Consider the following 13,240-nt stretch of genomic DNA (forward strand, 5'->3'; position numbering starts at 1 on the left):
CGTGCAAATAACAATCTCCTCCCTTTTTCTGCGCTTATCTGCGCAATCTGCGGGATACAATCTCCCGCGGATCTCGCTGATCTTCGCGGATTTTTTTTTGCGCTAGTTTGTGCATATTACAATCTCCGACCTTTTTCTGCGCTTATCTGCGCAATCTGCGGGATACAATCTCCCGCGGATCTCGCTGATCTTCGCGGATTTTTTTTTGCGCTAGTTTGTGCATATTACAATCTCCGACCTTTTTCTGCGCTTATCTGCGCAATCTGCGGGAAACAATCTCCCGCGGAACTTGTCCCGGCTTTTTGGTAAAAAGTTCTGTGGACTATCCTTGTTGCAGGCAAAAAAGAACACAGATTAGCGGGTATTCTTTATACAAATATGATGCACCATTAAAATACATCAATATTCTAAATCAAATCAAAAAAACAGGTTGAACGGGAAATACTATTTCCTGTTCAACCTGTTTTTTTGATTTGAGGAGTTACCCCCATTTTTTTTCATGATTTTCTTTGATAACCCGTCTGAGGATCTTTCCAACATTTGATTTGGGTAATTCATCCACAAAATATACTTCTTTAGGTACCTTATAGCTGGTAAGGTTTTCCCGGGAATAAGCAATCAGTTCTTCGGCCGTGACGGATTTGTCATTGGCCACTACATAAGCCACTACCTTTTCAGTCGATTTATCATCCGGTATTCCGATCACCCCAACCTCATTGACCTTGTCATGACTGGCAATGGCTTCCTCAACTTCATTGGGGTAAACATTGAAACCGGACACCAAAATCATTTCCTTTTTACGGTCTACAATTTTTAGAAATCCGTCTCCATCCATTGTGGCAATGTCGCCAGTCTTCAGCCACTCGCCCATTAAAACTTTGGATGTCTCCTCAGGCCGGTTCCAGTATCCGCGCATTACCTGTGGTCCTTTGATACAGAGTTCCCCCTTTTCGCCCAAAACAACATCATTTTCCTCTTCATCAACAATTTTTACATCTGTGTTAGGCAAGGGCATCCCTATTGTCCCCAACCTTTCAGTTCCGTCTATGGGATTGCAAGTTGCAACGGGAGAGGTCTCCGTAAGACCATACCCTTCTGCCAAAGGAGTTCCGGTAACCTTTTGCCAGCGTTCGGCTACGGAGCGCTGAACCGCCATCCCTCCGCCTACGGCGATTTTGAGTGAACTGAAATCCAGCGCACGGAAAGCCTCTTGGTTTAGCAGCCCATTAAACAATGTATTTACTCCAGTAAAAACACTGAATTTATGCTTTTTTAATTCCTTGCAAAATGCCGGCATATCCCGCGGATTAGTGATAAGGACATTGTGGGCGCCTATCTTAAACATTGCAAGGCAGTTGACGGTCAGCGCAAAGATATGGTACAGGGGTAATGCGGTAATTACAACTTCTTCCCTCTCCCTCAATTTTGGTTTCATCCATGCGGAAATTTGCTGCATGTTGGCAACAATATTCCCGTGGGTCAGTTCAGCTCCTTTAGAAACGCCAGTGGTTCCTCCGGTATATTGAAGATAGGCCAGGTCAGCCTGAACAATTTTTTCTCGGGTGAATTTTTTGCCTGCGCCGGAGGCCATAGCACCTTTAAAGGTATGAATTCCCGGCAAGTCATACGCAGGTACCATCTTCTTGATGTACTTGACCACAAAGTTGACAATCCCCCCTTTCAGTCCGCCCAATAAGTCACCGATTTCGGTAACAATGATGTGTTTGGCGGGTATTTCCTGGCGGATTTTCTGAAGGTTACTGGCGAAATTCGCCAAAATCACGACCGCTGAAATCCCGGAATCGGTGAACTGGTGTTTCATCTCCCTGGAAGTATACAGGGGGTTAGTATTGACCACCACCAAGCCTGCCCGGAGGGCACCGAACATTGCGATGGGGTATTGCAGTAAATTCGGCATTTGAATGGCAATCCTGTCCCCTTTTTTCAACATAAGATCATGTTGCAAAAAAGCGGCAAAGTCTTTGGAAAGCTGATCCAGTTCGGAAAAGGAAATAGTCTTTCCCATACATTCATACGCCACTGCATCCCCATACTTTAGTATGCTCTCTTCGAAGAGGTCTACCACACTGTCAAAGGCTTGGACATCTACTTCCTTAGGTACAGAACTAGGATAGAATTTAAACCATGGAAAATCTTGCATGTTGATTAGTTTTGAGTTTATGTTATTTTTGGATGATATAGTCAGGATCTTAAAGTACTAAGATATTAAAGATTCAAACTTATAAAAATTTAAACCCCTCTTTTTTTATATTCAACCGCACTTGTGCGCCGTTCAATACAATAGTTCTTGGAAGTGTGGATGAAAGTGGCATAAATTTGGCATATCATGATAAAAATTAATGATCCAATGTATCGAAAAATCATAATCTTTCTTGTAATGGCAGGAGTCTTTATGTCTCCCTACCATATATTTGGCCAGCAGCAGGATTCTCTGGCAATTTCAATCGAAAATTCGTTGAAACAAAGCCTGCTAAAAAGTATTGAGTTAAAAACGGATTCCCTCAACAACAATTTGGGCACCAAGCTTTCTGACCTTGACATGCGAATACAAATGTTGGACCAATCCATGGAAGCAACTACCAACGAAAGGCAACTGGTTGACAAGCTGGTAGAGCGAGTGAAGTTAATAGAGGATTTCCAACAAGCTGAAAAAGAATCCGAACTCAACATCTACAAAGGCAATTACCAATCCGCAATTATCAACCTGGTCTCCATGGAGCGGGAATTAAAACCGCTGATTCTTTTTAATACTGCCAGGGAATTTTTCACTACGCTTAATAATATAGGCAACCCCACCCAATATCCGGGGTTCAATGACTGGTACAAAGGATTTCAGTCGTACGTAAAAGAGAACGAAAAAAGTAATGCCACCTTGGGTGTAGTTTCCAATTTGATGAACCTTACTGGAAGCTTATCCGCCGGAACGCCAATTTTTGGCACGTTCAGCCAAACACTTTTTATGGGTATGTCCACCTACGTGGACAATTTGGGTTCAAATAAAAAAACACAGGATCTGCGGGATAGAAGTCAAAAAATGTTCGAGCTGGTAACGGAAATCGGACAATTCACCAATGACAAAGATTTGGTAGAAACGGAATGGGAGGCCATTAATGTGGAATTGGAAGAACTTAAGAGCCTTTACGAGTCTAATTTGGAGAAAAATCTGGGTATTTTAGGGATCAACCGTGCGGAATTTGACAGAAGATTTACCTTGGAAAACGACGCTAACAGACGGTATCAGTACCTGAATGAATTAACCGAAACCATTAGCCGAAAAGTAACGGAAGAAAAAAATCAAAACCCTAAAAATTGGAAAAACACATTCTATTACGAAATGAGCGAGATTCAATCCCTAAAAATAAGGTTTGGCACGATTACCTTTCGCATAAGCGAAAACATCGGCAAATACAATGACCTTATTGTAAAATATAAAAACAGCCAATATATGGGCAACAGGATTGTCGAGCTAGAAACCAAACTGCTTAGTCTTCAAAATTCCTTTGACAAAACTTTTAGTCCACTTGACTATATCAATTCGGCCACAAAAATGTACAAGGTTTATTGATTTAATTAATCTCTATCCCCCGGTAGAATAGCTACCGGGGGTGTTTAACCACTCATCCATGTATCGATTCATTGCCGGTGTCATCCTTACCTTAGTGATTGTATTAGCCGTCTATTTTATCACTAACAAAAACCAAGAAACTCAAGAACTTAGATATAACACCGCGCTTATCCAACAACAGATCACCCAGGTAGGGAAACTAGTAGTAACCGAAGGGAATTTTTCCCAAGTTGTAAGTTACAAGAATACACGCAAAAATTATTTTGATATTTTTTCCGCCAACAAGAAGGCTCTTGTAATCGTAAATGCGAAGGTAACTGTTGGCTATGACCTCCGTCAAATTCAGACTGAAATTGATGAAGCCGCCAAGACAGTGCGAATCCTGAAAATCCCTCCTCCTGAGTTAAATATCTATCCGGATATTGAGTATTATGATGTCACGCAAGATTATTTTAATAAATTTGAAGCAAAAGACTATAATAAGATTAAGAGCTCAGTGAACCAACTCATGGAGAAAAAGATTCAAGAATCCAACCTAAAGGCAAATGCCAAGGAAAGGCTGTTGAGTGAACTTGCGAAAATCTACATTCTCACCCAAAGTATGGGTTGGACACTTACCTATGAGGAGGGTATTATTGAAAGTGTTGAAGAACTTAACTCGCTGGAATTAAAATAACTAACATAAATTATACGCATGAACAAAGTTTTAGCATTGTTTGCGGGAATTCTTTTTTCCGTACATGGATTCGTGGTTGCCCAGCAACAGAAAATTTCAATCATTCCCGCCCCCAAAAGCGTCTCTATGGGCAGCGGTCATTTTGAGCTAAGTGCCGGCACCCCAATTATTGCGGTTAGCGAAGATGCCAGAAAGTCCGCAGCCCTCTTCAATCAGTTTCTCCATGCCCGCCATGGCTTAACCCTCAAAACTTCTCTGATAGCACTCCCAGGTAAGACGATAGTTTTGGAGGAATCGGAAAATTTCGCCTCCGAAGAAGGTTATTCGCTTGAAGTAGAAACAGATAAAATCATCATTACAGGGAATAAAGCTGGCCTCTTCTATGGTCTGCAGTCTCTTCTTCAGCTGATAAAAAATAAGGATGGGAGTCTTCAGGTGCCTGTTTTAGCCATTGAGGATGAACCCGCATTTGGCTACAGGGGAATTATGTTGGATGTATCCCGCCATTTTTTCACCACTGACCAGATCAAAAAAATGCTTGACTTGATGGCCTATTTCAAGTTCAACCGCATGCATTGGCACCTTACCGAAGACCAGGGCTGGAGACTGGAAATCAAAAAGTATCCTAAACTCACGCAGGTCAGTGCCTGGAGGGACTCCACCATTATCGGCCAATATTACGACTTTAAGCCATTTATTTATGATGGAAAGCCCCATGGAGGTTATTATACCCAGGAGGAGGCAAAGGATATCGTTCGCTATGCCGCCGATCGGCAGATTACCGTGATTCCGGAGATTGAGCTTCCGGGGCACAGTTCGGCGGTATTGGCTGCCTATCCTGAATTTGGGAGTTTTGAAGTAAAAGACGGAAAAGCACTTCCGGGAAGTATCGCTGCAGTTAACGATAAGGGTGAACCCCATGACAACGATTTAAGTCAGGCGGTTCCAGGCTATTGGGGGGTGCATTATAACATTTATGGACCTACGGAAAAGGCCTATGGTTTTTTGGAAGATGTTTTGACAGAGGTTATGGATATTTTCCCCAGCGAATATATCCACATTGGGGGTGATGAAGTCCCAAAGGACCACTGGATGACCTCAGACATTGCGCAAAAAGTCATCAAAAAGGAAAAGCTGGCTGATGAACATGAGCTTCAGAGTTTCTTCATTCGGAGAATAGAGAAGTTCTTGAATAAAAACGGACGCAAGCTGATAGGCTGGGATGAAATTCTGGAAGGGGGCTTGGCACCCAATGCTACCGTAATGAGTTGGAGAGGGGAAAAAGGCGGGATTGCTGCCGCAAAAATGGGACACGACGTAATTATGACTCCGAACAGCCATCTTTACTTTGACCATTATCAGGCGGCTGATAAAACTACGGAACCTTTGGCGATTGGAGGATTTTTGCCTTTGGAAAAAGTGTATAGCTATTCTCCAGTACCGGATACGCTGAATGTAGATGAGCGGAAATATGTCTTGGGTGTACAAGCCAATCTTTGGACCGAATATATCCCTACCATCAATAAAATGGAGTATTTTCTTTTTCCAAGAGCACTTGCCTTGGCAGAGGTGGCGTGGATGGATCGGGAAGAAAAAAACTTCGAAGAATTTTCCCAGGAGAGACTTCCCTCCCGTTTGAAAGAGTTGGAAGAGATGGATGTATTTTACAGAATTCCGGAGGCTCAGGTGCAAATCTCCAAAGATGAAGCATCAGGCCGACATCTAGTAAATATTGTTCCTTTGGTGGCGCAGTCTAAAGTTTATTACACCTTAGACGGACACAAGGCCGATCAGACCTCAAATCTGTATACAGGACCATTTCTCGCTCCAATTCCGGGACAAGATCAGGATCCTTTAACCTTAAACTATACGGTGGTTACGCCAAAGGGGCGAAGCAGCAACCAGTTTTCGGTTGAAATCAATCGCCCATAGGAAGTTTTGCAGCATATTTTAAACCCGGAAACTACAATTTCCGGGTATTTTTTTACTCATTCCGAAGATCTTCGGGTAAGAAATGTTAGCAACACCCAGTCAAATACCATGTGGGCCACCATGACGGTAACGATTCCCCACTTTTCAAATAAGAGACCGAATCCTGCGATAATCCCAACCATACATACGCCATAGATACTGATCCTCCAATTACTGGGGTTTAGATACCCGTGTATGGCAACAAACAAGACAGATGTCCAGCCAATTCCCAAAAAAGGCTGAATACCAGCCCTAAAAAACAACTCCTCCCCTACACCGGCACAAAAGGAAACAAAAATAATGCTGCCCTGCGTCCAGGTGAATGATTGTATCAAGTTTTGGTAAAAGGCCAATTGATCTTTGAAAAAATCTCTGGTAATGATCACCAATGCCAAACCGGCAGCGATTCCGCCCACTACAATCCCCGCTCCCACCTGCCAACTAAATGGCAATCCCCGATTCAACATAGAAATGAAATCAATCTCCTGAAACAATTCAACCAGAATAATTCCCAAGCCTCCAAAAACCACCAAGGTGCCTACACCTAATAAAAAAAGACGCTTAGGCATCGTTATCCTTCCTTTCCATCCAGAATTTCTCGATCTCTTCCAATGTTTTTCCGGCGGTCTCAGGAATCATCTTCCAAATGATATACATATACGGTAGGCACATCAGCGCAAATAGAAAGAAGGTTCCCGCAGGGCTGAGATTTTCCAATAGCCAGGGTGTTAGTTGACCTATAAGGTAGGTTCCTACCCACAAGGATAAGCCGGCAATCGACATGGCAACACCACGGATTTTGTTTGGATACATCTCGGAAAGTAGAACGAAGATGACCGCTGATATAGAAATAGCCGTAAAGAATATATACCCCAAAAACAACACCAGCAACCAACTGGAAGACAGTCCCCAATTTTCTCCCTGCACAAAGTAAATCCCTATACAAATCAGCGTCAAAATCATTCCTGTTACGCCAAAGTAGACAAGACTTTTTCTGCCTACCCTATCTATAATGAACAAAGCGATAACGGTAGTAAGTACATTCACCAACCCTACCCACACCTGATAAAAAAGCGCATCCCCGGAAGTTAAGCCGGCTTGCTCGAAAATTGTGGGACCGTAATACAATACGGCATTGACACCCATAAATTGACCTAGGATGGCTATGGCTACACCAATTAGAATTGGTCGCCTGATAAGCGGTTGAAAAATCACCTTCCAATCTTGGCCTCTAGTATTTTTGATGGAAGTATAGACGTCATCTATTCTCAATTGTATTTCGGCTGCGGATGCATAAATACGGGAAAACACAACCCGGGCTTTGGCTTCCTTGGCATTGACCAATAACCATCTGGGGCTTTCTGGAATAAAAAATATCGCTCCGAAGAAAAGCATGGCTGGAACAAATTCCATTCCCAGCATCGCCCTCCACACTTCATCTTTAAATATCCAAACAACCCAGGCGGGGGAATCATAGGAAATCGTTGATGACAAAGCAAGCAATTGGAAGTTGACCAAGTAGGCTCCCAAAAAACCAACAGTAATGGCTAGTTGATACAGGGACACTAAGCTACCCCGATATCGGGACAAGGCAATTTCTGAAATATACATCGGAGAAATGATGGAAACCATTCCTATACCCGCACCTCCCACGATTCGGTAGACGATAAGTTCAGTGATCCCTTGGGAAATGGCACAGCCTATTGCAGAAACAGTAAACAAGGAGGCCGCGAGCAACATCACCTTTTTCCGTCCAAATTTGTCGCTGAGAATGCCCGCTATACTGACACCAACTATCGATCCTATTAGCGCACAGCCCACATACCACCCCTGTTGCAGCACATCCAACTCAAATTGCCGTGTCACCTGTCCTATGGTGCCGGAGATAACTGCCGTGTCATATCCAAACAAAAAACCTCCCAAGGCGGCTACGGAGGATAAAAAAACCAAGTATGTTAACTGATTGCCGGAATTCTTCAAAATTTATAGAAATTAATGTCAGGCCGAAAAATAAGCAAATCTTTGAATTATTTTGCGTAGAAGGCCCAGTTAATACCAATTATCAAAAAAAGAGCTCATTCCAACCCATATAAACGGATTTTAAATTAACTTGGGAAATTGATTGATTCAATTCGCTGCATTCAGATGATCTATAAATTACTTTGTACAACCTTTAATTCTATCGCATTTGCTGCTCTATTTTGGATCAGCGGTGAAGGTGCGTTTGCACAAAATTCCGGAGAACTAAACAGAAACGACTATTTGAAAGAATTGCAGGAATTGAACCGACCCCATCCAACTCCCGCTCAAAGGCCTAGAAATGTATATGCCTCCTTTGTGAGATTAAGTTATCAGGACAGTACCTGGGATGCCTGGCAGCAACGGACCGGGGAACTCCCTCCTATTTTCGATCAAATGCCTGACCTTCCCTATTTGCCAAATCCGATGATTTGGGATGAAGGTGGTCAAAACATCCCCATCACGACCACCGCTCAATGGAATCAAAAGAGAAATTGGATTCAAGGTCAGGTCAAGGAATTGCTATCAGGTACCTTTCCGGATCCTCCCCAGGACCTGACCTCCAGTGTATTGGAGGAGCGAATGGAAAATGACGTCCTGATCCAGCGGATTATGTTAAAATGGGGGTCGCATGAAAAGGCGAAATTGACATTGGAAGTATATACACCTCCGGGAGACGGACCTTTCCCGGTATTCTTAACCCAGTGGAACCACCGCGGATGGGTACAGGTTGCAGTTCGGAGGGGATATATGGGCGTCATTTATGCCGGTGCCGATGACTTGGATGATACCATTCATTATCAGGAAGTGTATCCCGGGTACGACTGGACAGCACTGATGACCAGAGCTTGGGGAGCGATGCGGGCGGTAGATTATTTATATGAATTGCCCCAAGTGGATAATAGGAAAATAGCCCTTACGGGTCATTCTAGAAATGCAAAACTTTCCTTATTCGCAGCTGCTTTTGACTCAAGGATCGCGGCTGTAATTAGCAGCAGCGGAGGTACTGGCGGAGAAATCCCATACCGATATACCGATGAGCGGCACGAGAATGAATCGATTGATTACCTAAATTCCATAAGGCCCCAATGGTTTCATCCACGACTGAGGTTTTACAATGGAAGGGAGCACAAAATACCCATTGATCAAAATTCTTTGATGGCCTTAATTGCCCCCAATTCATTGCTTTTGAGTTCCTCCATCAGGGAGGCGGGCGGAGGGGACCCCTGGGCTATTGAACAAAATTTCAAATCTTTAAAACAAGTTTACAGTACTTTTGGGGTTTCGGGAAAAGTAGGTCTTTTGTTTCGGGATGGAGGGCACAGTTTGTCCGCAAGAGATATCGAATCTTATGTCGATTGGTTAGATATTCAGTTTAACCGAAAAAACCTTCCATGGCAGGACAAGACATATTATGACTTTGATTTTGAATTGTGGAAGGGCAACCTTAGTAGCTTGCCGAATTTGGAAGATTTCCCCGTAAAAAACTTAAATGGAGGTATGAATGCTATGGTTAGCTCCGGCAATCTTTCCGCAACCCAATGGACTTCAAAAAAAGAAGTCATTCGTAACCACCTTACCTGGGTCCTCGGAGAAACTCCTCCGGGTATTTTGGCCCGTCCCATAGAAGAAATAAGCAATAAGGCTGATTACATGGACCAGCTCATACAGCGGCCTGAACCTAAAAATGGTGCCCGAAAAAACATCGCTCCATATAATGCCTTGGGAGATTATCAACATGGCGCCATCTACTATCCCACTGATCAAAGTGGCCAGTTAAAACTTCCCGCTTCGGGGAAGCTTCCTATTGTCATTTGGTCCCACAAATTCGTGAACACCGGGTTTGATGCAGGACTTACACCTTTAATTCAGGATTTTCTGGAAAAAGGTGTCGCAGTGATGGTCATGGATCTATTGGGATATGGCAGCCGAATAGAAGAGGGGTCGTTATTTTATGACCGCTATCCGGAATGGTCAAAAATGGGAAAAATGGTGCAAGATACCCGGGCAGCGATACATGCGCTCAAGGACCTTGACTTTGTCGATTCTGATCAGGTTTTTCTGGGTGGATATGCACTTGGGGGTACGGTAAGCTTACTTACAGCGGCTCTTGAAGACCAGGTAGCCGGAGTAGCGGTTTCCGCAGCATTCACCCCATGGAGGGCTTGGACGGCTGATGCGTCTTACGAAGGAAACAGGGGTTTGGCCCACCAATATGGGTTAATTCCCAAGTTGGGACTGTTCGAGGGACAGGAAGCTCGAATTCCTGTGGATTTTGCGGAAATACTATCCATAATAGTACCTAAGCCCCTCCTCGTTATTTCCCCTAGCCTAGACCGGCATGCCGATTTTGCAGCTGTTACAGCAAACGTTTCAACTGCTAAGTCGGTTTACCAAGCATGGAGTGCATTGGATAATATTTCCCATTATACCCCAAAAAGTTACAACCGATTTACCAGAGATCAGCACCTGATGCTGGTCAATTGGGTTTCTGAACAAACCAACTTACACAAATAGATGCCGCTTCCAGTTATTTATAAATTTGCGTTCCTGCTTCATGGAATTTTTAGTTTGGTATCTCCAATGGAACTACCGAGCGGAGAAAAAGCTAGCGAGCCCCCTGTAATTTACCTGGCCACCTTTGATATGGATGCAACGCCTCCCGTGGGCAGTATGTTGGCCTATGATCCAATGGAAAAAGCTGGTGAGCTAGGCTTGAGGGCAAGGGGAATAGTCTTGACAGGAAGTGGCCTTCCAATTGTTCTCTGTGCCATTGATTGGATTGGAATTGGCAATGAGAGCCAGGATGCATTTAAAAATGCATTGGCCGACGCTGTCGGTACCCTTGCAGACCGGGTAGCTATCCACACGGTGCACCAACACGATGCGCCTATCAGCGACTTCGGAGCTGAGCGGATTTTAAAAGAAGCAGGACTGGATCCCGGTGCTTTTGAAAGTTCCTATCAGAAGAAATTCATCCAAAACCTCGCCGCCGTTGTAAAATCCTCCATCCAACAGGCAATCCCTGTAACCCATATCGGCACTGGCAAGGCGGAGGTCATGCAGGTAGCGTCAAACAGAAGAATTCCCGGTCCTGATGGAAAGATCCAATATTCCCGAACTTCAGCAACCAAGGATGAGAAAATCAGAGCCTATCCCGAAGGACTTATAGATCCTGAGGTGTCCTTGGTAAGCTTTTGGAACGGAGAGGATCCTTTGGCTGTACTTAGCTACTACGCCGTTCACCCCCAAAGCTATTACCTCACCCGAGTAGCCAATCCGGATTTCCCGGGAATAGCACGTTATATGCGGCAATTGGAAGTTCCAGATGCACTTCATGTGCATTTCAACGGTGCTGGCGCAAATGTGACCGCGGGAAAATATAACGATGGAGGCAAAGAAAACCGTGTTATTCTTGCCCAACGTCTTGCAGATGGCATGCAAAAAGCATGGGAAGCGACAGTCAAAACTCCTCTTGACCCCAATACCGTGGATTGGCGAGCGCTTCCGCTTGAATTATCCCCAGCACCTCAGGTCGAAAGTATCCGTGAAGAGATAAAAGACAAAGACATGCGTTGGAAAACGAACAATGTTCAAAAACTCGCCTGGAAGGACCGTTGGGAAATGGGGAAAACCATACCAGTGGGTTGCCTCTATTTAGGGGATGAACGAATTCTTCACCTACCCGGTGAGCTTTTCGTGGAATATCAATTGGCCGCAAAGTCTTTTAATGCTGATCTATCTGTTCATTTGGCCGCTTATGGGGATTACGGTCCATTTTATATTGGAACTGCCAAAGCTTATGAGGAAGGCGGCTACGAAATCATCACTAGTCCGGTTACTGCAGACGCGGAAAAGCAGGTCATGGCGACTATCGAGACATTACTTTCCCATACACCTGTCAGGCCCCTTCCTTCCCATCCCCTGCTTACTATTACTACTACAGACAGCGAACCCGAGGCTGTCACCAATCTGGGGGAATGGGAGGTGAGTAAAGAATCAGTTAGGGATTCGATGCAGAAAGTTATGGGCAAGCTTCCTTCCAGAGACGGCCTACCTGCTCCGATCCTCACTTATTTGGATACCTTGGTTGAAGTTAATTTTACCAAATATACGGTTAGCTATGAATCATTTAAGAACATCACCGGGTATGCTTTTCTTTACCTTCCCCACAAATTGACTCAAAAGAAATTGCCTGGCATGTTAGTACTTCACAGTACCGGAGATCCGGGAAAACGGATTGTGGACGGTCAGACCTCACTGGAAAATCGGGCTGTTGCGCGAGAACTGGCGGAACGGGGCTATGTAGCCATTGCTCCGGATTACCCAAGTTACGGTGACCTGATTGACCATGATTTTAGTTCTGATGGGTTCGAATCCGGCACCCTTTTGGGAATCTGGAACCATATGCGTAGTGTGGATATTCTTCAAGATCTCCCTATGGTGGATCCGGAGAGAATCGGCGTAATTGGACATTCACTAGGAGGGCACAATGCGCTATTTGTGGCTGCTTTTGATGACCGGATTAAGGCTGTGGTGAGCAGCTGCGGGTGGACACCTTTTGACTTTTACAATATCGGAGAAGAGGCAGCCAAACGCTACGGGGGTCGACTGGGGCCTTGGGCACAGGATCGTTACATGCCTGCTATCAAAAATTACATGCCTGACAAAAATATTCCCTTTGATTTTCCGGATATCATTGCCAGCTTAGCTCCCCGTGCATTTTTCTCCAACTCCCCCACCGGGGATGGAAATTTTAATATAAAGGGGGTAAAAGCTGGTATTAAAATCGTGGAGCCCGTCTACAAATACCTGGGTGTTCAAGAAAACTTGCAAGTCCGATATCCGGAGGCTGGTCATGATTTCCCATTGGAAACACGAACAGAAGCTTATTCCTTCCTTGACGAGCATTTGGGATTTTCCCCATCTATTCATCAAAATCCATGACCGTTAATATCAAATTCTGTAAATAATTTGGCCAAAATCAT

Annotated in this window: 9 protein-coding genes; 6 read left to right on the plus strand and 3 right to left on the minus strand. The window is 44.3% G+C overall.

Going from position 1 to position 13,240, the window contains the following annotated elements:
• On the plus strand, positions 1-309 hold a 309-nt coding region (locus FQ608_RS27685; RefSeq protein ID WP_234364401.1), incomplete at its 5' end, for a hypothetical protein.
• Between the two features lie 172 nt (positions 310-481).
• Here FQ608_RS27685 and FQ608_RS25610 read toward each other — a convergent pair.
• Positions 482-2,161: an AMP-binding protein gene (locus FQ608_RS25610; RefSeq protein ID WP_158861347.1), complete on the minus strand. Its 1,680-nt coding sequence runs from the start codon at positions 2,159-2,161 to the stop codon at positions 482-484.
• Between the two features lie 186 nt (positions 2,162-2,347).
• Here FQ608_RS25610 and FQ608_RS25615 point away from each other — a divergent pair, with 186 nt between their 5' ends.
• From FQ608_RS25615 to FQ608_RS25625, 3 genes are read left to right on the plus strand one after another with little or no spacing between them, the layout of a single operon-like run.
• Complete coding sequence (locus tag FQ608_RS25615; RefSeq protein ID WP_234364402.1) at positions 2,348-3,586, plus strand: hypothetical protein; 1,239 nt, start codon at positions 2,348-2,350, stop codon at positions 3,584-3,586.
• 58 nt (positions 3,587-3,644) lie between these two features.
• The gene (locus tag FQ608_RS25620; protein ID WP_158861348.1) at positions 3,645-4,262 is read left to right on the plus strand and encodes a DUF4230 domain-containing protein; all 618 of its coding nucleotides are present in this window, start codon (positions 3,645-3,647) and stop codon (positions 4,260-4,262) included.
• An 18-nt stretch (positions 4,263-4,280) separates the two neighbouring features.
• On the plus strand, positions 4,281-6,194 hold the full coding sequence (locus FQ608_RS25625; protein ID WP_158861349.1) for a family 20 glycosylhydrolase: 1,914 nt from the start codon (positions 4,281-4,283) through the stop codon (positions 6,192-6,194).
• Positions 6,195-6,250: 56 nt separating this feature from the next.
• On the opposite strand, the gene FQ608_RS25630 is transcribed toward FQ608_RS25625, so the two are convergent.
• Positions 6,251-6,802 (minus strand): CPBP family intramembrane glutamic endopeptidase, encoded by a 552-nt coding sequence (locus tag FQ608_RS25630; RefSeq protein ID WP_158861350.1) that lies wholly within the window; start codon positions 6,800-6,802, stop codon positions 6,251-6,253.
• On the minus strand, positions 6,795-8,213 hold the full coding sequence (locus FQ608_RS25635; protein WP_158861351.1) for a sugar porter family MFS transporter: 1,419 nt from the start codon (positions 8,211-8,213) through the stop codon (positions 6,795-6,797). The genes FQ608_RS25630 and FQ608_RS25635 overlap by 8 nt, the downstream gene beginning before the upstream one ends.
• A 165-nt stretch (positions 8,214-8,378) precedes the next feature.
• Between FQ608_RS25635 and FQ608_RS25640 the strand changes: the two genes are divergently transcribed.
• Together FQ608_RS25640 and FQ608_RS25645 are read left to right on the plus strand one after the other, a co-directional pair.
• The gene (locus FQ608_RS25640) at positions 8,379-10,769 is read left to right on the plus strand and encodes an alpha/beta fold hydrolase (protein ID WP_158861353.1); all 2,391 of its coding nucleotides are present in this window, start codon (positions 8,379-8,381) and stop codon (positions 10,767-10,769) included.
• 66 nt (positions 10,770-10,835) lie between these two features.
• Positions 10,836-13,199: an alpha/beta hydrolase gene (locus FQ608_RS25645; RefSeq protein ID WP_234364403.1), complete on the plus strand. Its 2,364-nt coding sequence runs from the start codon at positions 10,836-10,838 to the stop codon at positions 13,197-13,199.
• Positions 13,200-13,240 lie beyond the last annotated feature (41 nt).

The sequence above is a fragment of the Lunatibacter salilacus genome (assembly GCF_009797935.1).
In the GTDB taxonomy this organism is placed as follows: domain Bacteria; phylum Bacteroidota; class Bacteroidia; order Cytophagales; family Cyclobacteriaceae; genus Lunatibacter; species Lunatibacter salilacus.

What these genes read in the sequence shown, in the direction of transcription:
- FQ608_RS25630 (WP_158861350.1), bottom strand. Translation starts at nt 6,802, where the DNA reads ATGCCTAAGCGTCTTTTTTTATTAGGTGTAGGCACCTTGGTGGTTTTT.
- FQ608_RS25640 (WP_158861353.1), top strand. Translation starts at nt 8,379, where the DNA reads ATGATCTATAAATTACTTTGTACAACCTTTAATTCTATCGCATTTGCT.
- FQ608_RS25625 (WP_158861349.1), top strand. Translation starts at nt 4,281, where the DNA reads ATGAACAAAGTTTTAGCATTGTTTGCGGGAATTCTTTTTTCCGTACAT.
- FQ608_RS25620 (WP_158861348.1), top strand. Translation starts at nt 3,645, where the DNA reads ATGTATCGATTCATTGCCGGTGTCATCCTTACCTTAGTGATTGTATTA.
- FQ608_RS25615 (WP_234364402.1), top strand. Translation starts at nt 2,348, where the DNA reads ATGATAAAAATTAATGATCCAATGTATCGAAAAATCATAATCTTTCTT.
- FQ608_RS25645 (WP_234364403.1), top strand. Translation starts at nt 10,836, where the DNA reads ATGGAACTACCGAGCGGAGAAAAAGCTAGCGAGCCCCCTGTAATTTAC.
- FQ608_RS25610 (WP_158861347.1), bottom strand. Translation starts at nt 2,161, where the DNA reads ATGCAAGATTTTCCATGGTTTAAATTCTATCCTAGTTCTGTACCTAAG.